Consider the following 21,875-nt stretch of genomic DNA (forward strand, 5'->3'; position numbering starts at 1 on the left):
GCTGACGACCCAGTTCCGACGTGATCGAGCCAAAAAGCTCGGGATCACGATCAGCAAGGGACTGGGTGAAAAATCCGTCTGAACGGTGCGGTGCATTCACTGGTCATATCTCCTTATAGAGGAACGCAACGCAGCCACGGCTGCGTTGGACGTCATTTTGTGATGTTTGAAGGTGGCCTCAGATCACGCGGTCCCGAGGTTCGCGGCCTTCGAAGAAATCGCTCAGGTTGTCGAGAACCCGAAACCCCATCGCCTCGCGCGCTTCGCGGGTCGCGCTGCCCAGATGCGGCAGCATGACGAGGTTGTCGCATTGCAACAGGTCCGGGCTGACACGCGGTTCACCATCGAATACATCCAATGCAGCGCCGCCGATCATGTCGAACATCAACGCCTGGATCAGCGCCCATTCGTCGATCACTTCGCCCCGTGCGGTGTTGATCAGAAATGCGTCAGGCTTCATCAGGTCAAGTCTGCGCGAATTGATCAGATGGCGGTTGGCTGCGCCGCCCGGACAGTGCAGTGAAACGAAGTCACATTGCGGCAGCAGGTCGTCTATGGTGTCCACCTGCCTCGCATTGCATTCGGCGAGAACATCGGGCGATACGGCACTTCGGTTGCAAACCAGCACGTCCATGCCGAACCCGTGATGCGCACGGCGGGCCATCTCCTGTCCGATGCGGCCATATCCGATGATGCCCAGTGTCTTGCCGCTGACCTTGGTTCCGACCAGATGCGTGGGCCGCCATCCTGTCCACTGACCTGAACGCAGCTCGCGTTCGCCCTCACCTGCCCGTCGCGCAACCATCAAAAGCAGCGTCATGGCGATATCGGCGGTGCACTCGGACAGAACATCGGGCGTGTTGGTCACGGTCATACCCAACTCGCGCGCCGACGGCTCGCAGATATGGCTGTAGCCGACACCGTAGTTGGCAAGGATTTTGGTCTGCACACCCGGCACATCCAGTGCCTCGGCGCTCAGCGTGTCCGTTACGGTGGGCAGCACGGCGTCATAGGATTTCAACGCTTGCCGGATTTCAGCCGGGGACATGGGTTTGTCGCCGGTGTTCAAAACGGTGTTGTAGTTCTCGGCCAGCTGCGCCTCGACGGCAGCGGGCCAGCGACGGGTTACCAGAACCGAAGGTTTGACCATCACGCAGCCTCCATCACACGGGCGATCGTCTCACCGATCACGGCAGGGTTTTCGGCCACGGTGACACCTGCGGCGGACAGGATCTCGACCTTTTCGCTGGCGCTTTCGCCGAAGGCCGAGATGATCGCCCCCGCGTGCCCCATGGTACGGCCTTTCGGAGCGGTCAGGCCAGCGACATAGGCGATCACGGGCTTGGAGATGTGGTCGCGGATATATTCGGCGGCTTCCGCCTCCTGCGGGCCTCCGATTTCACCGATCATGGCGATGACATGCGTGTCTTCGTCGTCTTCAAACCGCTGAAGGATGTCCTTGAAGGAAGAGCCGTTGATCGGGTCACCCCCGATTCCGACACTGGTCGAAACGCCGAGACCGCGCTCTTTCAACTGCGCTGCCGCCTCATAGCCCAATGTCCCCGAGCGGCCGATGATCCCTACATGTCCGGGAAGATAGATATGCCCCGGCATGATGCCCAACAACGCCTTTCCGGGCGAGATGGTGCCGGCGCAGTTCGGACCGGTCAGAACCATGCGCTTTTCTTTCGGATAGCGATACATGTACCGCTTCACCCGGATCATATCCTGTGCCGGAATGCCGTCGGTGATGCAGACGCAATAGCGGATGCCGGCATCCGCGGCCTCCATGATCGAATCCGCGGCGAACGGTGGCGGAACGAAGACCAGGCTGGCATCTGCGCCGGTGGCTTCGACGGCCTGTTTTACGGTGTCAAAAACCGGAACGCCTTCGACGGTTTCCCCACCCTTTCCGGGCACGACGCCACCCACCACGTTTGTGCCATAGTTCAACATGTCCTTGGTGTGGAACCGCGCCATGCGCCCGGTGATGCCCTGCACGATGACACGCGTGTCACGATCGAGAAGAATGCTCATTACACAACCCTCATTTTGGTGCCTTGGGTAAGGTCGTTTTTCCACGCGCCCACAGCGCGTTCTGCCGCCTCCATCAGCGTCGTGGCGCGAATGATCGGCAATCCGGATTTGGCAAGGATCTTCTGGCCTTCTTCGACATTCGTACCGGCCAGCCGCACGACGACCGGAATATCGAGGTCAAGTTCCTTCAACGCCTGCACGACACCTTCAGCCACCCAGTCGCAGCGGTTGATACCGGCGAAGATGTTGACCAGAATGGCCTGAACATTGCCATCCGACAGAACCAGCCGGAACGCCTTGGCCACCCGTTCAGGCGACGCGCCCCCCCCGATGTCGAGGAAATTTGCAGGCTCGCCGCCTGCCAGCTTGATCGTGTCCATGGTGGCCATCGCCAGACCGGCGCCATTGACGATGCAGCCGATATTGCCGTCGAGCCCGACATAAGACAGCCCGCGATCCGCAGCGCGGCTTTCGCGCGGGTCTTCCTGGCTCTTGTCGCGCAGTTCGGCGATCTGGGGGTGGCGGAACAGAGCGTTGTCGTCAAAGCTCATCTTGGCATCCAGCGCCAGCACCCGATCATCACCGGTGATGACCAGCGGGTTGATTTCAACCATCGTGGCGTCGAGATTGCTGAAGGCGGCATAACAGCCCTGCAACGTCCGCACCATTTGCTGGATCAGTTTGGCTTCAACCCCAAGATTGAAGGCGATTTCACGGGCTTGAAACTCCTGAAGCCCGACGGCCGGTTCCACGATGGACCTGACAATGCTGTCGGGGCGGTCGGCCGAGATATCCTCGATCTCCATTCCGCCTTCGGACGAGGCGACGATCATCACCCGCTGGCTGGAGCGGTCCAGAACAAAGCCAAGGTAGATTTCGCGATCAATCGGCACGGCGGCTTCGACATAGACACGATAGATGCCTTTGCCTTCAGGACCTGTCTGATGCGTGACCAGCTTGCGACCGAACAGATCATCGCAAGCCTTGTAGATTTCATTTTCGCTGTTGCAGAGCTTGACCCCTCCGGCCTTGCCGCGCCCGCCCGCATGGACCTGCGCCTTGACAATCCATTTGTCGCCCCCCAGTTCGCGCGCCCGATAGGCCGCCTGTTCGGGACTGTAGGCAAGCGCGCCCGCGGGCACGTCGACGCCGAATTTCGAAAGAACTTCTTTCGCCTGGTATTCGTGGATATCCATCTGATGTGCTCCTGTTTACGCAGCTATCGAAGTGCCGTACCGGCTTTCCAGCAGAGCTTCGATCGCGTCCTGATCGACCTCTCCGCCCAGCTCACGAATGGCTTCGGCGAACAGGCGTACGATCTGGCTGACGGCCTCGCGATTCAATTGATTGAGGATGCCGATGCGCACCTGCACCGGTTCGCTCAAAGTGGGCCAGATGCCAAACCCGCGGGCGCGGCAGTTCTGCACCAGTTCCATCTCGCGGCCAGAAAGCTCGGAAGGCAGGTTGAGCACGATCAGGCTGGGCATGTCCGAGGTGACCTCGCACCCCATCTCGGTCACCGCGTCCCGAAGAACCTTTTCATGCGTCCGGTAAGACATCGACCGCTTGGCCAGGCCTTCCTGCAAGGTCAGGCGCAATGACTCGTGGAACGCCGCCACCGCATATCCGGAATGGGTCCGGTGGTAGGTGCCCTTTTCCACGTCCTGCCCATCGACGATGCCCCAGTGACGGGCCTCGAAGATCGGATTGTGCACATAGGTATAGGCACCTGTGGATTTCAGCGCCTCGATATAGGCATTGGTAAAGCTGACAGGGGCATAGGTCAGCGGCAGGCAGCACAGGCCTTTCTGCGGACAGGATGCCCAACCTGCCACACCCGGATAGTCATCGATCGAAAAGTCTTCGACACCCAGTGACGAGACCGCATCGACCAGCCCCATCGCCCCATGACGTTCACACGCGTCCGAGAAACCGCGCACATCGTTCACCCTGCCCGATCCGGTTTCCCAATGCGCCATGAAGGCCCATTTCGGCTTGTGTTCGGCCAGAGTGGCTTCAACCAGTTCAGCCGTCACCGGCTGGCCATGTGGAACCTCAACGACCGTGACGCTGGCCGCCTGTGGGTCAAGCGGGCTGGCCGCGTGCTCGGCGGGCGTCGCCGCCTTGATCCGCAGCGTCAGCGCGTCGATCCCCGAAAATGTGCCGTTGGTGAAGGCCACAACCTTGTCGCCCGGCATGACGGCCGAAAACATGGTGTCCAGAGCGCTCCAGCCGGTACCCGCGACAGCGAACGTATAAGCGTTTCCAGTGCCCCAGATTTTCCGCAGCATGCGCTTGCATTCGATCATGCCCCTGAGGACATCGCCCTGCATGTGATCGGCGACACCTGCGCCGGCGAAGGCTTTCAGGACACGCACATCCGTGTTGCCCGGCCCCGGCCCTGCGGCAAGGGTCTCAGGAATTTCGAGCGGAGGGAAAATCTGAAAGGTCATGGTCTGACATCCTCGGCTGTTGGCCGGGCATTGCGGCCTGATGTGTTAAGATGTCGACCAGAAAACGCGAGCTTGCCCAACGGCGCAACGTAACTTACTACTGCTTTTGGATGTCTAAAAGTATGGGGTTTTACCCACCCGTATTGGTAAAAATACCAAGGTATACCGAAATTAATCCCATCCTTTTGGGTGGTTTTTTAGAAAGTCAGGGCAAAATCATATGGTTGAAACATCGGGCAAACCCATCGACGTCATGCTTGCTGACAGCAATCCGCTGGTTCTGTCTGCCATGTCGGAGATATTCGAACGTGATCCGCGATTCTCTCTGGTTGCCACGTCGGCGACGGCAGAAGGATTTCTGGGAACGGTGATGCGGATACCTGTTCAGGTCGGCGTCGTGGACTGGACGCTTCCGGCCCTGGGCGCCGCCAAATTGATCGAGGTGTTGCGCGATCAGGCCGATGCACCGCGCTTTGTCATCTATGGCGATGCCTCCGGAGATGTTCCGCGATTGGCCATGCAGGCGGGTGCCGCTGGATTTGCTGCCCGCTCGGGCGAGGTTGACGTGCTTCTTGAGACCTGTGCCGAAGTGGCAGCAGGTAAGATGGTGTTTCCGTTCATCGACGTCCGGAAAATGAAACAGGATCCGATTCAAAGCCTGTCGCGCAAGGAACGCGCCATTCTGGAGGCCTTGGCGCAGGGGATGTCGAACCGGGAACTGTCCAGGGAACTTCAGATATCCACCAACACGGTCAAGTTTCACCTGTCAAATATCTATGAGAAGCTGAACGTCAAAAACAGAACACAAGCCATTGCGTTTTTCTATTCGTCCCATCGTGGCGCGGACTAGACGAAAAGAACAGAGAGCCCGGATGACTGAAATCAAAATAAACGTTGTCGGTGCCGGGCGGGTCGGCAAAACGCTGATCCGCCTTCTGGATGGCACTGATGGCTGCCGTATCCAGGATGTTCTGAGCACATCCTTTCAGTCGGCAAATGAAGCCGCCCGATTGTCCAGAACCGGGCGCGTTGCAGCAAGCTATGCCGATTTGCGACCCGCTGACCTGTGGATCATATCAGTGCCCGACACGCAAATCTCTGCGGTGGCCCACGAATTGAAAGAGGCCTTCGAGAACCAGGAAACAACCGGGATGCGTTCAGTGGCGTTCCATTGCAGCGGCTATTTTCCTGCCGATCAACTGGCGCCGTTGCGCGGCCTCTCGTGGTCTCTGGCCAGCGTTCACCCCGTCCTGTCCTTCGCCGATCCACAGGCCGCTGCCGCGCAATTCAAACAGGCGTTGTGCGGGTTGGAAGGCGACGAAGACTCCACAGCGTTCATTCAGCCGCTTCTGGAAGGATTGGGAGCCACCTGTTTTCCCATCCGGTCTGAAAGCAAAAGCCTGTATCATGCGGCCGCGGTGATTTCGAACAACTTCGCCGTTGTCTTGCAGGCCATCGCCCGCGAGGCGTGGGCCAAGGCGGGCGTGCCGGACGAAACTGCCCGCAAGCTCAACGCTGGTTTGTTGAGCAGCACAGTCGAAAACGTCAACGTTCTTGGCCCGCAAGCTGCCCTGACCGGTCCAGCGGCAAGAGGGGACGAAAAAGTCGTTGCCCAGCAGGGCGCGGATGTAGCGGCGTGGCACCGCGACGCAGGTGAAATCTACAGGCAAATGAGCCTGCTGGCGCAGAAGCTGAAGGCAACAGGCTTCACGAAGTAATCGCCAGGTCCATTGCTGGAAAGCACTTTGGAACCTGCGCTCGAAACGCGTCGCGGAAAAGGCGGGCCTGCGCGTTTCTTTTGCGAATCCCTGAAACATGTTACGTTGGGTCAACTTTCAAGATTTGTTTTTTTCCTGGCACCCAGTTTCTTGCAGCGCTTTCCAACGAGGTGACTTCATGTCCGACTCCAGCAGTGAGCCCCCGCGCATTACGCTGTCCCTTCCGTCCTCCCGACCAAATCCCACGATCTCGGCGGAACTCTCAGGATCGGCCGGTTTTACTGCTGACAGCATTGACGATCTCAGGCGCGTCGAAGCCGAGAAGCTCAAGGCGTTGCGCCGTGGTGTCGGTATCGACCTGTCCGCCGAGGTGATCAACGATCTGGTCGATCAGCGCGTGCAGGCCACTGGTGCAGTCTTTCGACAGCTTGAAACCATTCGCAAGGATCTGGCCGACGGGTTTCTGGGCGCTGTCGTCCCAACCCTTGCCCCGAAACTGCGCGGAGAACTGATCAATCCCGACGGCACCCCCGCCGAGCGGGTAATCGTCGAAGCGCTGCGCCCCACCTTTACCGCCAATGAAGGTATCGACAACGCGGATTTTTCATGGGCTGTAAAAGCCGCGGTTACGGATGCGCGGGGCCTGTTTTCCCTTGATCTGCCCAATCTGCGGCTGCCGCAAAACGGCCTGAGATTGCGGATCCGCGGGCAGAACACCACTCTGACCGAAGCAGTGCCGCGCATTGATGCATTGGATGGCGAATTGGGCCTCGTGGTGCTGGATCGCACTGTCCTCCCTTTGCAGCGCTCGATCCTGGGTGAGCTTGCCGATATTCTGCCGGTGGACCCCGAGGATGCGGAAGAAAACATATCCGACTTCACCGGCACGCAGGCCCCTATCGTACTGGGCGAAGGTGACTGCGCTTCGGAATACCGAACCGAAGGAGGCACGGTTTCCCGGCGGCGTTATTCGGTTCTCTATCGGCTGATCGACCCGCTTGTCGGGCCGAAAAACATCGTTCGTACCCGCCCCGTTGGCGGCAATCGCTTTGTCACGACAATCCCGGGCAGCACATTTGCGCAGGCCAATCTTTCTGCCGAAACACTTTTGAACGCTTTCAACAATGACGGCGGAGACTGGGATTTTCGCGACCGGATTCCAATCGACGAGCCCATTGATGTAGAAGATTTCTTCGAAGATCTTGAGCAGCGCCCGCAAGATGTGCCTAAGGCCTCCAGCCTTGCGCTCGGCTATATCGCCAAGATGCGCTCGACCGCCGTTCACGCCGGTATGTCATTGGGGCGTCTGGTCTATTCCCTGCCACTTGCCCCGGGCGAGGAACAGCGAATCGTCGTTTCGGAACAGCGCGAAACCCTGACCGTGCGCGAGCGCGAAAGCCTGACCTTCGAGGAACAACAGGAATTCGAAGAAGCACGCGACACTTCCTTCAACAGTACGTTTGAAACCGCACTCGATGAAGTGATCCGCGGTACGTCCTCCTTCTCGACCAAGGCGTTCACAAAAAGCTTCGGGGGGGCTGGTGGCATTGGTGGCGGTCTGTTCGGCGGCATCGGCGCCATAGTGGGCGGGGTCGGTTTCAGCGGCGCGCGTTCCAGTTCCAACTCGTCAGGCAGTTCGTCCAACACGCAGAACACGTCACGCGATTTTCTGTCCGACACGCACGAGACATTCTCGGCCGCGCTGGAACGGGCCGCTTCGGTCAAGCGAAGTTCGGCCCGAACCAGCGTTCGCACAGCCACGGCAAGTGATCGGCGGACGGCGACAACAAAATTCGTGGCCAACCGCAACCACTGTCATGCAATGACGATGCAATGGTTCGAAGTTCTGCGCGACTTTTCCCTGGAAACGCGGATCGAAGGGGTGCAATTGGTGGTCTTCGTTCCCATGCAGCTCATCCGCTTTCGCCGCCTGGGGCAAGGCGATCAACTGCCGGGCAATGTCAACCGGTCAGGATTGCTGCATCGATACAAAGTGATCCTGCGCCACGCAGACGTTTTCCGCCGGGTGTTCCGAAACCGTCGCAGGTTCCGCACCGCGCTCAAACTGCTGGAAGAGTTTTATGCGGACAAGGACGCGACACCGCAAAATGCTCCGGGTGTCGCTCAGGACATCGTCAGCTTCGAGGCTCAGGGCACTTTCATGCCCAATGATGATATATCCGCGGTGATCTTCACGCAGGATGGCGACCGCGTTGGGCCAGTGCCCCTGACCGGATCGCCGATCGATATCGACAACCTGCATGACTTGCCTGCCGAGACACGTGAAAACCTTCTGGTTCGGCTGGCTGACGCGCGCCGTGATCCAACGAAACGGCGGACTTATACCGGATCCGTGGCTTTGCCCCGCTCGGTCGAACGTTCGGACATCGCCCGCGTCGAGTTGCGCAGGCGGACGGGCTCTTTTGCCTATTCATTCTATACCGGCCCCGACCCGATCAACATCTTCAACATTTGGGAACATATCTCGAACCTGGAAGATGCCGATGATCTGGATCGCGCCACGCGCAACATCAACCGGAGCCTTCACACGACGATTTCAGGCTCGGATTTCGACGATCTGGTCGGCGCGCCGATGATCAGCGAGTTCGAAGCGCGCATGAACGAAGACGCACAGACCATCGTTGACGACAACACATTCCAGGCATTGCCTGCAACCCTGCCCTATTCCGTACAGGAAGTGCCGGACGTGCTGTCGCGTCGTGATCTGCGGCGGATCGAAGAAATGTATCAGCATATCGTGGCCGACACCGTTCGCTATTCTCGCGTGATCTGGGCCAGTATGACGGATGAAGAACGGGCCATCCTGCTGGAACGTTTCACGATTGGCGTGCCGGATGGCGGGTTGGATGACGCCTCAAGCGAAATATCGCTGCTCAGCACGGTCCAGAACAAGGTGCTGGGGTTCTATGGCAACGCGATGATCATGCCCTTCTCAATCCCGCCCGATCTGGCCGACAGAATGGAGATGCGAACCGGCGACATTCAGGACAGTCTGCTGGCCTTCCATCGGGAAGACTTCCGGCCACCGCGCCGCACGATCTCGCTGCCGACCCGGGGGCTGTTGGGCGAGGCCGTTCTGGGCCGCTGCAATTCCTGCGAGATGATCGACCATCGCCGCTTCTGGAACTGGCAGGACAGCCCGACGCCACCCCCGGTTGGTGACACGCCGGTCCTGCCCGCGGACAGTGATGCAATCTTTGGCACCCGTGCGCCATCGGACCTGCCGACCAATCAACCTTCGAACACGCTTACCATCGCAGGGGGCGACATCGGCACGGGCCAGGCCGTGCCCACTTCGCAACTGGCCGAGATCCTCAAGGCCGCGCCTGATCTTGCACGGGCGGGAACCGATCTGACGGGACTGAAAGAGTTGCAGGCGCAACTGGCCCTTGAAACGCAATCGGTCGCCGCCGGTCGGGACAAGGCCATAGACACGGCGACGGATCTGACCAAAGAGCTTGTCGGCAAGGCCACTGAACTGGCGGGCAAAGGGCAAGAGATCGCCGCGGCCCGCAAAGAGGAAGAAGCCAAAAAGCAAGCTGCCGAAAAGAAAAAGTCAGCTGCCGACAATGCCGCAAAGATCAAGGGGTTTGAGGATATCGCCAAGAACGCCTCGGGAGTTTCTGCGCTGATCGGCGGGCAACCGGATGGCAACCGGGCGGCCTTCACGCAAAACCTGTTCAAGGATTTTCCCGGCGGTGCTGCCGCTCTGGCCAATCCCTCCAACACGTTGCTTCTGGCCAAGCTTTTCGGGGCCTTTACCAAAGCCAATACGGATGCGGATGACGGCAGCGCAACCAAAGACGGCAGCCAATCCGTTCTGGATTTCCTCAATGGCCTGAGCGCCCCTGCGGAGGACGACGATGAGTGACACCAGCACGAATGCAACCGCCGAACCCGGTATCGATGAAAGCCTTGCCGAGGCCATCATCAATATTCTCGAAACCACCAATTCTCCGGCGATACAGCGCGCCCGAGAGGTGATTGCCCACAGGCTTGCCATCGCAGGCGACATTGCCCCATCCCGCATCCCTGCGCCGCGCAATATCACCGAGATCGGCGGCTACATAAATCTGCTGAGCGAGTATGGAGAGGCCGAACAGCGCGCGCGCATGATCGCAGCCGCTCTGGGCATAGCGGGGCCGCAGATTTCGCTGCCACAGCCCGGTGCCGTTCCACCGCTGTCCTTTGTCACCCGTGATGGCGCCCGACCTGCGGGGCCGCAACAACCCAGCTTCCCGTTGACCTATACGATCCGCAGCGACTTTGTTCCGGCCTTTGACAATGCGGTGCAGGAAATCACGATCCGTGGTGGCGCGGTTCCGATTTTGACACCTGTCAGAACCCTGCCTGCTGCGGGGTCTGCTCCCGCAACAGACGGCTCTGCGCAGCTGGCTCTGATCGGCCGAACACTCAGCCTGGCGCCAACTGCGGCTTTGCACGCCGTGGCAACCGATCCCCTGTCGCTCAGCCGCCCGACTGCTGGTGGCGGTTTCGAGGTATTAGTTCGGGTCATCGACGCCGCCGCTCCGATCGCCGGAACCATCGCGGCGGCGGACTGGACCAGTTGGGAATGCGATGCCGCTGCCTGTACCGAGGTCGACAGCAATGATGCGCGCTTTGCGCTCACGCCGCTGCTGAACGCCGCCGGGTGGCACCAGCCCGCTGATCCCGGCAATCCGACCAGCCTGTCAAATCCCGGAACCTGGGCTGAATGGCGCAATATCACCGGGCTTGTGCCGGGCGTCACGCGGTTTGCGGATGAGCTGCAACTGCTTTATTCCGCTGAAATGCTCATCACCTCACCGGTCTTCAATCAACTGGACAATGTCTGGACAGGAAACGAGTTCGCCGCGCCATAGCGCAGCTGCCTGAAATGCGGGAAAGTGATTTGGCAGAGCACCCTTCATGAGGTTCAATGCATTCAGGAGGTCAGCCATGCAAAACCCGGAACGTTTCGAGAAATTCTATTTCGCCAAAGTCGGCATGGGCGAAGCCTGTGGCTGTGCCGAGCGGATAATCGACGTGTTCGAATTCAACCGCAAAGGCGGTGCGCAATCCAGGCAACCTGTGAAACAGGACAGGCGCAGACGCGGGTCTTTTCGGGCATGGGCGGTCAGATATGGACTGATGAGCCGTAAGCGCACATAGCCAAGGCCTGACGACGCACTGGGCTTGCTGTCGGATTCATGGCCAGGCTCAGGCGGTGTGATTGCATTTCTGAAACCACCATGTCCGGTTATCGCGGGAACAGTTCAGACCGGCACCAGCTTCCCGTCGCGAAGATCCAGTTCATCGGGTGCCAGTTCCAAGCGGAACGCCGGCGAATGACTGACAAGCAGAATCGCCTGTGGCAACGCGCGCAGGATTTCCAGCAGGCGCGCTTCGTTTTTCGTATCCAGCGCATTCGTCGGTTCGTCCAGCAACAGCACTTCGGGATCCATCGCCAGAACCGTCGCCAGTGTCACCAGCCGTTTTTCACCGCCTGACAACTTGTGTGTGATGCGGTTCTTCAGGTGTATCAGGTCCAGATCGCCCAGAACTTTGTCGACAATGGCAAGCGCTTCGTCACGGGTCTTGCCCAGATTGAGCGGCCCAAAGGCGATGTCTTCGGCGACGGTCGGGCAGAACAGCTGATCGTCCGCATCCTGAAATACAAGCCCCACCCGGCGGCGCACTTCGTGGAAATCGGCCTCTTCCACGCGTTTCTGACCAAAAACGGTGACGGTGCCAGAACTCGGGCGCTGCAACCCAAGCGTGATGCGCAGGAGCGTCGATTTTCCCGCACCGTTCGGACCAGTCAGAGACAGGCGCTGCCCGGCATTCAGGCTCAGGCTGGCCCCGTCCAGAACGGGTGGCTGGCCGGGGTAGGAAAAACAGATGTCTTCTAGCGCGATCAGTGTCATGCGAATTCCAGAATGATCAGACCCAGGCAGAGACCGCTGAAACCAGCCGCAAACACAATGTCCGCGCGGGTCAGGGCAAATTCCTGAAGCAACGGCATACGCCCGGAAAACCCCCGGCACTTCATCGCGGCCAGGATGCGTTCCGATCTTTCGATCGCGCGCACAAGCATCATGCCCACAAGGTAGCCAAAGCTGCGATATGTGTGCCAGTTTGTTGCTGGCCGAAAACCGCGCACCTTCATGGCGGCGCGCAAGCGCAGATACTCTTCCCGCAACACCTCGATATACCGGATCGTGAACATCAGCAGGTAAACCAGCTTTTCCGGGCACCGCAGACGATGCAAGGCGTGACCCAGAGTGACTGGCTCCATCGTGCCGACCAAAACCATCAGGGACAGGATCACGGCATTGGCGGTCAAAGCAATCTCGACCGCTTTCCAGAAACCCTGCCAGCTTGCGGGGAATCCCCAAAGCGTGAACATCGGGGCTCCGGGCATCGAAAAGGGCAGCAGGACCAGCATGAACAGGATGAACCCATCCATCATGGCCATTCGCTTCAACGTCTTTCGCCACGGCAGACGGGAAACTATCAGAAGCGAAAGCGACACTGTCAGCGCCACGCAAAGCGCGCCGAGGGATGACAGCGCCACGGTCACGACAGCAAAAGCAACCGCCATGACGATACGCATCCGGGGATCCAGCTGGCTGATCAGACCGTCCGGCCCGTCACCGGCTTCGGCCAGTGTTTTTTCTTGGTGCCCCAGAACGTGTGCCATCAGGACGCCAGCTTGCGGCGGGCCGCCATGTAAAAGCCCAGACCGAACAGACCAACGATGTACCCGATCCCGCCAAGGATGGTTTGCAGGTCATTCTGTTCGCGATAGGCCGCAATCTCGCGCCTGAGCGGGCGCAATTCATCACGCACGGCTTTGGCGATAACCTGCTGTTCTTCGACGCTGAGAGAAGCCGCCGAACCGCTGGCCGGTGTCAAAGCAGCCGAAGACGAGTCTCCGGTTTCTGCCACGGCAACACCCAGAACCCGCGCGACATCTTCGGCAGACATCGTGACTTCGGCCACATGCCCGGCGCCAAGGTCAGCAAAGAAGGTGTGCGCCACGGCCGAGGTCGGCGTGTAGACAAAGAAACCGTCCGCATCCGTGACCGATCGACCCAGCTCGGCCCCGTCCGGGCCGGTGACAATGACCTCGGTCCCGCTTGCCATATCACCGTTGGAAAAGCCGATCTCGCCCTCGATCACGTCTCCCGACTCGAAAACGCCGGCTATGACCTTGTGCGCCAGGGCAGGCACGGGCGCACAGCACACAGCCAGTATGACAACCAGATGCTTCATGTGGTTGCTCCTCTGAAAAACAGTTCGGGCTTGACCTTGCGCGCCAACAAGACGGCGAACCCGGTCATAATCGCCTCGATGGCCATGACTGGAATATGGGCGAAGAAAACAAGCTTGGCAGCGGGCAGGAACTCATCCCCCGACAGCGCCAGGGAAATCGCGACCATGCCGGTTGTCGCCGCAATTGCAAATGCGCCGCCGACACCGCCCCAAATCGCACCATGCAAAGGTGTCCCGCGCGCGATCAGACGACCGAACAGCATTCCGGCCACCACCGCGGGCAGGGCGATATTGACGGTGTTGATCCCCAGCACCGTCAACCCGCCAAAGCCGAAGAAGACCGCCTGTAGCAAAAGCCCGACGAACAAAGCCGGGAATGCGGCCCAACCAAGCAGCAGCCCGGCCATACCGTTGAGGATCAAATGGACCGACGACGGACCAATGGGTACGTGGATCAACGATGCTACGAAGAAACTGGCTGACAGCACACCGGCAGTGGGGATGCGATCAAGATCCAGAGACCTGAGACCCATGGCGATCCCACCCGCGGCCGCTATGGCGCCGCCAACAACAACCGGGTTGGAAAGGGCTCCGTCGACGATGTGCATTCGGGGTTACTCCAGATCCCAGGCGCGAATCCAGATCACCGCATCCTGGCTGAGTTCTTTGCCCTCATGTTCGGTTGCCGGACCGGATCCAAGTGCTGCGAAACCCCAGTAGCCGGCTTTTGGAACGCCGAACGAAAAATACCCGTTGTCGTCAGATATGGCGACCACCGCACCACCCGGCATAGGGGACACTTTCGGTGCAGAAGCGGCCGCGCTGTCCATGTCGGGTTCGGCGGCCATGTATTCGATCTCGATCTCGGCCCCCGCAACCGGCTGACCATCAGCCAGCACACGGCCCGTGAAGGTTGAACCCGCGATGATGTTGGTCGGCTTGTTCAGCGGGACAATCTCGGTCGGCAGACCCACGGGATTCATCCAGTCGGTCGGTAATTCGTTGCGGTTCAGGAAGGCTTTGGTGAGCTGTTGGATATAGATGTCTTCGGATTCCTCATAGTAAGGCTGAGGAACCGTCACCAGCACATAGTCACCCGACCGTTTGACCGGGACACTGCCTTTGAACGCCGCGCCCTCGTTTTGCCCGCCGGTGAACCGGATAGGTTCCAGCGTATCCAGCAAATCGGTCTTTTCACCGTTGTGGATCACATAGAATTCCTGCGGCTTTTCCAGATCCATGACATGGCCGTTTTCGAACGGATGCCAGAAAATCAGCTTGACCGGCACATCACCCGGTTTCTCGATCATGGTGTCGGTGGTGTATTCCAAAAGGAAATGCGCATTTGCCATGGCAGGAAGTGCCATCACGGCAGCGGCTGCACTGAGCAGCGTTTTCATGAACAGTCGTCCTTGTCCCGTCGCGCCAATCCCGGCGCGAAATTCGTTTTGACCACAGGACATTCGACGCCAAATTACCCTTTCAGGCATCCTGGTCCGACGCACATCCCGTCGCCGATTAGGAGTGCCCGTTAGAGGGCACATGTCCGGCAGGTATCCTGACTTGCGGGTCAAAGCGTTGGACTGGCCTTCCCGGGCAAACCCCAGTGGCGTTTCAGCCCTGCTCGCCGCTTACAGTTGCGGGTGCAGTTGCGGAATTGGGCCTGAGCCCGCACCGCATTCCCTATTGATTCCAGAGCAAGCCCCGGAACCGGACATGCCGAGCGGCTTGCCAGACAACTCAGCCCTCGGTCAACGAAAATGTGCCGTGGCCGTCGAAAAAATGCTGAATTCGGCAATTTTGGGCGGGTAAATCGACTTCGTGAAAAATCCAAGGCAGCAGGATGATTTCATGCCTAAGCTTCTGAAAGATACCTTTCCGACAATGGCAGGCTTGCCGCGCCCAGTGAGCGTGCTTCCGGGCCCACGGTCCCTTCCAGCACCACGGGGCGCTCAAGACCGGTCAGGTTCAGCTTGGACAGTTTGTCTTCGACCATTTCAACCAAACGCGCCTTGATTTCCTGCGGCATCCAGCCGTCAATCTTCACGCATTCGAAATCTATCAGGCTACAGGATGAGACAATCGCATGGGCAATCCCGCTCGCCGTCTGTTTCAACCAGTTTTCCAGTTGAACATTTGGCACATCCCAACGTTCGGTCGTTTCCCATAAAGACAGCGAGGTCGCCCCTGCTGTCGTGATCGCACGCTCGAGCACATAAAGGCTGGCCACGTCGATAAGCGGCCTGACACCGCCCGTACCATCCGGCACAGGCAGGGGGCCGATCGCCCCCGAGTTTCCACGCCCCGAAAAGATCGCGCCATTGAGAACCACACCGCCGCCAATGAAAAACCCGATATAGAAGTACAGAAAATCCCTTGGTCCATCGGCCGGACCGAATACCAGTTCCGCACCACAAGCCGCCGTTGCGTCATTTTGCAGAAAAACCGGCATATCGAGGCGACCAGCCAGGTCAGCCTTCAGGTCTGATACGCGCCACGGGTCCATTTCTTCCTGAGGAACCTGAAGGGCCTGGGCCCAGTCCCACAGGTAGAACGGCATGGCAATTCCAAGACCCGCAATCCTGCCTTTGGCCTCGGGCGACATGGATGACATCATTTTGCCCAGACTCTGCGTGGAAAACTCCAAAGTGGCTTTCGGCGTTGGATAGTCATAGGTTCGCCGCTTGCGTTGCCGCACGTTTCCCACAAAGTCAGTCAAAACCAGCTCGGTACTGCGGCGCCCGACCTTGAGCCCAAAGAAAAACGCACCATCCGGGTTGAGACGCATGGGAACGGAAGGTTGCCCGACTTTCCCACGGACCGGTTCACCGCGCAAAAGCAACCCATCTTTTTCCAATTGACGCATGATGACGGAAACCGTTTGTGCCGACAGTCCGGTCATGCGCGCGAGTTCGGACTTCGCAAGGGCCTGATGACGTCGGACAAGCGACAACACCAGCCGTTCGTTGCGGGCCCGCATGCCGCTTTGATTGGTTCCGCGCACCACTGACCCCTGTGAACCAATCGAATTTTTCCGTGATGATTTTTCCGGCACGACCACCCCTTTCCTGCTGAAGAATGGGAAAGCCCGCCCGCCCTGTCAATAATAATTAAGAGTGATTTATTTATTGACTCAAATTTCGATTCTTGTGATTGTTTCTTATGGGATCAGGATTTTTGCCTGATCGCCCTCGTGCCCTACTCGGCATAGGAAAAACTGGGAGGATAATCGATGAAACTTGCAAAACTTGCGGGTGCAGCTGCGCTCGGGGTTACTGCCATGGCTGGCAGTGCAATGGCGGACGGTGAAACCGTTTGCCTGATCACCAAGACAGACACCAACCCGTTCTTTGTCAAAATGAAGGAAGGCGCGACAGCGAAGGCGGAAGAGCTGGGAATGACGCTCAAAGCCTTTGCAGGCAAAGTTGACGGCGACCATGAAACGCAGGTGCAAGCCATTGAGACCTGCATTCTGGACGGCGCCAAGGGCATTCTGCTGACGGCTTCGGACACTTCATCCATCGTTCCGGCCGTGAAGCAGGCGCGGGATGCAGGGGTTCTGGTTATTGCTCTGGATACGCCGCTGGAACCCATTGACTCGGCCGACGCGACGTTTGCCACGGACAATTTCCTGGCCGGGCTGCTGATTGGACAATGGGCAAAAGCCACGCTGGGCGACGCGGCCAACGACGCCAAAATCGCGACACTGGATCTTGCCGTCAGCCAGCCGACAGTGGATGTGCTGCGCAATCAGGGTTTCCTGCAAGGCTTCGGTATCGATCTGGCGGACCCGAACGTGATCGGCGATGAAGATGACCCCCGTCTGGTCGGAAGTGATGTCACCGCCGGCAACGAAGAAGGTGGTCGCCGCGCGATGGAAAACCTTCTGGCCAAGGATCCGACGATCAACGTTGTTCACACCATCAACGAACCTGCGGCAGCAGGCGCCTACGAGGCGCTGAAAGCCATCGGGCGCGAAAATGACGTGCTCATCGTTTCCGTGGACGGAGGCTGCCCGGGCGTCCAAAACGTTGCCGACGGTGTAATCGGCGCGACGTCACAGCAATACCCGCTGTTGATGGCATCGCTGGGGGTTGAGGCCGTCAAGAAATGGGCGGACGAAGGCGTGAAACCAGAAAACACACCCGGCAAGGATTTCTTTGACACCGGCGTGGCGCTTGTAACGGACAAGCCTGCCGAAGGCGTCGAGTCGATCTCGGTCAAAGAAGGCATGGACCTCTGCTGGGGATGACCTGACCACCCGGAGGGCCGCAGAGGGCGGCCTTCCGCTTTTCAAACCACCCATTCGCCCGAAAACTTGCTAAAGTCGTCAGTGACCTGACGCTTTGGGGGAACATTCATGTCCGATACTTCACGACGATCAGACGACTTCGAAGCCGCTGCGAAAGGCAGCCCGGAACAGGTTGCCGAATTTGACGATCACCACCGCGGGTTTGTCGGAACGGTTCAGCATTTTCTGCATGTGAACCCCTCTCTGGTGCCGCTGATCGTTCTTGTCGCTGCCATCGTCATTTTCGGTGTCTTGTTGGGCTCCAAGTTTTTCTCGCCATTTGCGCTGACCCTGATTTTGCAGCAGGTCCAGATCGTCGGGATCGTGGCGGCGGCGCAAAGCCTCGTCATCTTGACCGCCGGTATCGACCTCAGCGTCGGGGCAATCATGGTGATGTCGTCGGTTGTCATGGGACAGTTCACCTTCCGATATGGGCTGCCGCCATCGGTCGCGATCATTTGCGGCCTTTTCGTTGGCACAGCAATCGGCGCGGTGAACGGTTATCTTGTCAGCCGCATCAAACTGCCACCGTTCATCGTGACGCTTGGCATGTGGCAAATCGTTCTCGCGGCAAATTTCCTTTATTCTCAGAACGAAACGATCCGGTCACAGGAGATCGAGGAACATGCCAGCATCCTGCAACTGTTCGGTGCCAAGTTCAACGTCGGCGGGGCAGTATTCACCGTCGGCGTGATCTTCATGCTGGTGCTTATCCTCGTTCTTTCCTATGCGCTTCGTCATACCGCCTGGGGAAGGCATGTCTATGCGGTCGGTGATGATCCGGAAGCTGCCGAGCTGTCCGGTGTCAATGTGCATCGCACGCTGATGTCGGTTTACATGCTGTCCGGGCTGATCTGCGCCTTCGCGGGTTGGGCTCTGATTGGTCGGATCGGGTCCGTGTCTCCGACCTCTGGCCAGTTGGCCAATATTGAAAGCATAACGGCGGTCGTGATCGGGGGCATATCCCTGTTCGGTGGCCGCGGGTCCATTCTCGGATCATTGTTCGGAGCGTTGATCGTCGGGGTCTTCACGCTTGGGCTTCGATTGCTGGGCGCTGATGCGCAATGGACGTTCCTGTTGATCGGCATCCTTATCATCGCGGCGGTCGCGGTCGACCAGTGGATCAGAAAGGTGGCAGCCTGATGGAACCTATTCTCAAAGGACGGAACCTTGTGAAGCGCTACGGCAAGGTAACGGCGCTGGATCAGTGCGATTTCGATCTGATGCCGGGCGAGATTCTGGCCGTGATCGGCGACAACGGCGCAGGCAAGTCAACACTGATCAAGGCGATATCGGGCGCGGTGGTGCCGGATGAAGGTGATGTTTGGCTGGAAGGCCGGAAAGTGAATTTCCACTCGCCGATTGACGCGCGCGAAGCCGGTATCGAAACGGTCTACCAGACGCTTGCGATGTCCCCCGCCCTGTCGATTGCGGACAACATCTTCATGGGGCGCGAAATCCGGCGCAAAGGGCCGTTGGGATCATGGCTCCGAATGCTCGACCGTCCGGCGATGGAGAAATTCGCCCGCGACAAGCTGAGCGAACTGGGCCTGATGACGATCCAGAACATCAATCAAGCCGTTGAAACTCTGTCCGGGGGTCAGCGTCAGGGTGTTGCCGTGGCGCGGGCCGCAGCGTTCGGATCAAAAGTCATCATCCTGGACGAGCCAACGGCCGCACTGGGTGTGAAGGAAAGCCGTCGCGTTCTTGAACTGATCCTCGACGTGAAATCGCGGGGCATTCCGATCATCCTGATCAGCCACAATATGCCACATGTTTTTGAGGTCGCCGATCGAATTCACGTGCACCGGCTTGGCAAACGCCTCTGCGTCGTTGATCCCAAGGATTACACGATGTCCGACGCAGTGGCGTTCATGACCGGTGCCAAGGAACCGCCCGCCGAGGATCAGGCCGCGTGACGAATACACGTGCCACCCCCGAAGCGCTTGCAACCAGGATCGCGGATGCCGTTCAGGCTTTGCCTCCGCTGCAAGACCGTCATCTTGTCGCAATTGCCGGGCCACCGGGATCGGGGAAAACGACTGCGGCCAGCCTTGCGACCAAAGAGCTGAATCTACGCGGCGTCGCAACCGGACTGGTCTTCATGGACGGCTTCCATTATGACAACGTGATCTTGAAGGATCGTGGCCTGCTGAACCGCAAAGGATCCCCCGAAACCTTTGACCGTGCCGGCTTTCATGCGCTGCTTGGTCGATTGCGTGCGGAAGAAGAAGTCGCAATACCCGAGTTTGACCGAAATCTCGATCTGGCCATTGCCGCGCGGTCCATGATCACAGCGGATCAGCGCGTTGTTCTGGTTGAGGGCAATTACCTTCTCTTGAATGAACCGGGTTGGTCGGACCTTCACCAACTGTGGACATTCAAGGTATTTTTGGACACCGGTCTGAAAACACTCGAAACCCGCCTGACCAACAGATGGATCGGCCACGGTCTGGACGCCAATGCCGCCAAGGACCGTGCGCAGTCGAACGATCTGCCGAATGCAGAGCGCGTGATCCGAAATTCGATACCCGGTGATCTGACACTGGCTTGAGTTTTGCCTTCGGCCAACACAATCCGTCTTGATGAAAGGCCAGAGGTCAGCTCCGGTACACCGGCGGAACAAGACCGGCCTGGAACCAAGTCACGAAAGACACGATTGAAAACACCGGCAGCCCGGTCGCCTGCTGAATATCCGGCGCATAGGGGCACATATTCGTGCACTCCAGAACTATTGCCCCAAGTCCGGGGTGGTCCGAGGCCAACGCGATTGCGGCCTCGACATTGTCCTCCCGGGCCTTCTGAACATTCAGATGCGGTTCATTGCCAAGAATTGCGCGGGTGAATTCCCGCCCACCCTCGGTTGTGCCGATTGGCGTGTCCAAGGGGACATTGGCGGCCTGAAGATGATCACTGGTCAGGGTGGATGCCGAAATGGTCAGAATGCCCGCGCGCTTTCCCTTGGGAAGGATACGATTCACCATTTCGACCTGCATCAAGGACGAGGTGACGACGGGAACCGGAACGGCCTCGGCCAGTTCCTTTTGGAACAGGGACAAGAACCCGCAATTGGTTGTTATGCCATCCGCGCCGTCTTTGACCAGCTCTTGCGCGGCGTCGATGAAGACCCCGAGCATACCTTCGGCCCGATGCCGGACCACCCGATCGGGCGAGGCATCCCGGACGACGCGGTACAGCACCGGAAACGGCCATGTCTGAGCATTGCCCATGTCGCCGGGAATTCTTGGGAATTGCGCGTCCAGCATGAGGATTCCCACCGATGCGCCATAAATGGATTTGCCGCCCTGCGCGATCATCCCTGCGCCTCCTCGATAATGCGGGTCGAGATGTCTTCGGCCCCTTCCATGTAAATGCTGGTAATCCCGTGGCGCACTGCGTCCTGAACCTGGTCCATTCGTTTCGTGATATGAGCCGCCAGAACCCGGGCCGCCTCATCAGCATCCCGATCCAGAAGGGCCTGCATGACATGTTTATGTTCGTCCTTGGACTTCTGCACCCGGTCCATGCTCATGGAAATCCAGCGGATATAGCGGATGCGCTCGTTGATCCGCGTCAGAGTATGCAACAACTCCATGTTCCCTGACAGTTTTGCGATCCCCAGATGGAACGCTTCGTCCCGGGTCACTGCCTCTTCGATCGTCAGGCCGGTGATGTCGATGCCCGTTTCATAAAGTTCATCACGCAGCTTTTGCAGGTCTTCATCCGTCGCCCTGGCGCAGGCGGATCGGGCCGCGGCGGATTCGATGATCTGGCGCAGCTCGAAAAGGTCGAACACGCTTTGCGCATCCAAGGGACGACAAAAGAACCCTTGCCCCGGGCGGAAGTCGAACAGCCGTTCGGCGACCAGACGATTCAACGCTTCACGCAACGGCGTGCGGCTGACGCCCAGGTCCCTGGACAGAGCGACCTCGTTCAGGCGGTCACCGGGGCGCAGGCGGAAGGACACCGCCATGGCTTTGACCTGATCATAGATATCATCGACACGTGGACCCGCCATAAACCCTGCCTTTCTTCCGTTGATTCACAGGTGCCACACACAGTTCTTGAAATCAATATACAATACTGTATACAGCTTTG

At 58.8% G+C, this 21,875-nt stretch carries 21 protein-coding genes and 1 riboswitch; of the genes, 9 read left to right on the plus strand and 12 right to left on the minus strand.

Features of this window, described 5'->3' with window-relative positions:
• Positions 1-178: 178 nt before the first annotated feature.
• Genes AC2FF8_RS19950 through AC2FF8_RS19965 form a run of 4 tightly spaced genes read right to left on the minus strand, consistent with a single transcriptional unit; the run spans position 179 to position 4,490 of the window.
• Positions 179-1,150 (minus strand): 2-hydroxyacid dehydrogenase, encoded by a 972-nt coding sequence (locus AC2FF8_RS19950; RefSeq protein ID WP_257601333.1) that lies wholly within the window; start codon positions 1,148-1,150, stop codon positions 179-181.
• Positions 1,150-2,037, minus strand: a complete 888-nt coding sequence (gene sucD / locus AC2FF8_RS19955) for a succinate--CoA ligase subunit alpha (RefSeq protein WP_257601332.1) — start codon at positions 2,035-2,037, stop codon at positions 1,150-1,152. Before sucD ends, AC2FF8_RS19950 begins: the two co-directional genes overlap by 1 nt.
• Entirely contained in the window at positions 2,037-3,233 is a 1,197-nt protein-coding gene (locus AC2FF8_RS19960) for a malate--CoA ligase subunit beta (protein WP_170347444.1), read from the minus strand. Before AC2FF8_RS19960 ends, sucD begins: the two co-directional genes overlap by 1 nt.
• 15 nt (positions 3,234-3,248) lie before the next feature.
• The gene (locus tag AC2FF8_RS19965; protein WP_496880569.1) at positions 3,249-4,490 is read right to left on the minus strand and encodes an aminotransferase class V-fold PLP-dependent enzyme; all 1,242 of its coding nucleotides are present in this window, start codon (positions 4,488-4,490) and stop codon (positions 3,249-3,251) included.
• Positions 4,491-4,710: 220 nt separating this feature from the next.
• On the opposite strand from AC2FF8_RS19965, the gene AC2FF8_RS19970 reads away from it, so the two are divergent.
• From AC2FF8_RS19970 to AC2FF8_RS19990, 5 genes are all read left to right on the plus strand, one after another.
• Positions 4,711-5,340: a response regulator transcription factor gene (locus tag AC2FF8_RS19970; protein ID WP_496880570.1), complete on the plus strand. Its 630-nt coding sequence runs from the start codon at positions 4,711-4,713 to the stop codon at positions 5,338-5,340.
• A 22-nt stretch (positions 5,341-5,362) separates the two neighbouring features.
• Positions 5,363-6,208 (plus strand): Rossmann-like and DUF2520 domain-containing protein, encoded by an 846-nt coding sequence (locus tag AC2FF8_RS19975; protein ID WP_496880571.1) that lies wholly within the window; start codon positions 5,363-5,365, stop codon positions 6,206-6,208.
• Positions 6,209-6,386: 178 nt separating this feature from the next.
• On the plus strand, positions 6,387-10,100 hold the full coding sequence (locus AC2FF8_RS19980) for a hypothetical protein (protein ID WP_496880572.1): 3,714 nt from the start codon (positions 6,387-6,389) through the stop codon (positions 10,098-10,100).
• Positions 10,093-11,091 (plus strand): hypothetical protein, encoded by a 999-nt coding sequence (locus tag AC2FF8_RS19985; RefSeq protein ID WP_170347448.1) that lies wholly within the window; start codon positions 10,093-10,095, stop codon positions 11,089-11,091. The genes AC2FF8_RS19980 and AC2FF8_RS19985 overlap by 8 nt, the downstream gene beginning before the upstream one ends.
• Positions 11,092-11,167: 76 nt before the next feature.
• The gene (locus AC2FF8_RS19990; protein ID WP_425080296.1) at positions 11,168-11,380 is read left to right on the plus strand and encodes a hypothetical protein; all 213 of its coding nucleotides are present in this window, start codon (positions 11,168-11,170) and stop codon (positions 11,378-11,380) included.
• Between the two features lie 104 nt (positions 11,381-11,484).
• On the opposite strand, the gene AC2FF8_RS19995 is transcribed toward AC2FF8_RS19990, so the two are convergent.
• The 6 genes from AC2FF8_RS19995 to AC2FF8_RS20020 all read right to left on the minus strand — a co-directional run bounded on the left by AC2FF8_RS19995 (position 11,485) and on the right by AC2FF8_RS20020 (position 16,466).
• Complete coding sequence (locus AC2FF8_RS19995; protein WP_480686128.1) at positions 11,485-12,135, minus strand: energy-coupling factor ABC transporter ATP-binding protein; 651 nt, start codon at positions 12,133-12,135, stop codon at positions 11,485-11,487.
• Positions 12,132-12,911, minus strand: a complete 780-nt coding sequence (gene cbiQ / locus AC2FF8_RS20000) for a cobalt ECF transporter T component CbiQ (protein ID WP_257601327.1) — start codon at positions 12,909-12,911, stop codon at positions 12,132-12,134. The genes AC2FF8_RS19995 and cbiQ overlap by 4 nt, the downstream gene beginning before the upstream one ends.
• On the minus strand, positions 12,911-13,486 hold the full coding sequence (locus tag AC2FF8_RS20005) for a NikL family nickel/cobalt ECF transporter subunit (RefSeq protein ID WP_257601326.1): 576 nt from the start codon (positions 13,484-13,486) through the stop codon (positions 12,911-12,913). The genes cbiQ and AC2FF8_RS20005 overlap by 1 nt, the downstream gene beginning before the upstream one ends.
• On the minus strand, positions 13,483-14,094 hold the full coding sequence (gene cbiM / locus AC2FF8_RS20010; RefSeq protein ID WP_496880573.1) for a cobalt transporter CbiM: 612 nt from the start codon (positions 14,092-14,094) through the stop codon (positions 13,483-13,485). Before cbiM ends, AC2FF8_RS20005 begins: the two co-directional genes overlap by 4 nt.
• A 6-nt stretch (positions 14,095-14,100) precedes the next feature.
• The gene (locus AC2FF8_RS20015) at positions 14,101-14,886 is read right to left on the minus strand and encodes a DUF4198 domain-containing protein (RefSeq protein ID WP_496758880.1); all 786 of its coding nucleotides are present in this window, start codon (positions 14,884-14,886) and stop codon (positions 14,101-14,103) included.
• Positions 14,887-15,017: 131 nt separating this feature from the next.
• A riboswitch (cobalamin riboswitch) is annotated at positions 15,018-15,216 on the minus strand.
• Positions 15,217-15,341: 125 nt separating this feature from the next.
• The gene (locus AC2FF8_RS20020; RefSeq protein WP_496880584.1) at positions 15,342-16,466 is read right to left on the minus strand and encodes an ROK family transcriptional regulator; all 1,125 of its coding nucleotides are present in this window, start codon (positions 16,464-16,466) and stop codon (positions 15,342-15,344) included.
• Between the two features lie 252 nt (positions 16,467-16,718).
• Here AC2FF8_RS20020 and AC2FF8_RS20025 point away from each other — a divergent pair, with 252 nt between their 5' ends.
• From AC2FF8_RS20025 to AC2FF8_RS20040, 4 genes are all read left to right on the plus strand, one after another.
• Positions 16,719-17,738, plus strand: coding sequence for a sugar ABC transporter substrate-binding protein (locus tag AC2FF8_RS20025; RefSeq protein WP_496880574.1), 1,020 nt, complete (start codon positions 16,719-16,721; stop codon positions 17,736-17,738).
• 108 nt (positions 17,739-17,846) lie between these two features.
• Positions 17,847-18,920, plus strand: a complete 1,074-nt coding sequence (locus AC2FF8_RS20030) for an ABC transporter permease (RefSeq protein WP_425080291.1) — start codon at positions 17,847-17,849, stop codon at positions 18,918-18,920.
• Positions 18,920-19,696 carry an ATP-binding cassette domain-containing protein gene (locus AC2FF8_RS20035; RefSeq protein ID WP_170347457.1) on the plus strand — a complete coding sequence of 259 codons (777 nt, stop codon included), beginning with the start codon at positions 18,920-18,922 and terminating at the stop codon, positions 19,694-19,696. The genes AC2FF8_RS20030 and AC2FF8_RS20035 overlap by 1 nt, the downstream gene beginning before the upstream one ends.
• Positions 19,693-20,331: a nucleoside/nucleotide kinase family protein gene (locus AC2FF8_RS20040; protein ID WP_496880575.1), complete on the plus strand. Its 639-nt coding sequence runs from the start codon at positions 19,693-19,695 to the stop codon at positions 20,329-20,331. The genes AC2FF8_RS20035 and AC2FF8_RS20040 overlap by 4 nt, the downstream gene beginning before the upstream one ends.
• A 46-nt stretch (positions 20,332-20,377) precedes the next feature.
• Here AC2FF8_RS20040 and AC2FF8_RS20045 read toward each other — a convergent pair whose 3' ends face one another.
• Together AC2FF8_RS20045 and AC2FF8_RS20050 are read right to left on the minus strand one after the other, a co-directional pair.
• On the minus strand, positions 20,378-21,094 hold the full coding sequence (locus AC2FF8_RS20045; protein ID WP_496880576.1) for an aspartate/glutamate racemase family protein: 717 nt from the start codon (positions 21,092-21,094) through the stop codon (positions 20,378-20,380).
• Positions 21,091-21,795 (minus strand): GntR family transcriptional regulator, encoded by a 705-nt coding sequence (locus AC2FF8_RS20050; protein WP_496880577.1) that lies wholly within the window; start codon positions 21,793-21,795, stop codon positions 21,091-21,093. The genes AC2FF8_RS20045 and AC2FF8_RS20050 overlap by 4 nt, the downstream gene beginning before the upstream one ends.
• Between the last annotated feature and the right edge of the window lie 80 nt (positions 21,796-21,875).

It is taken from the genome of Ruegeria sp. YTSA144, from assembly GCF_059610125.1.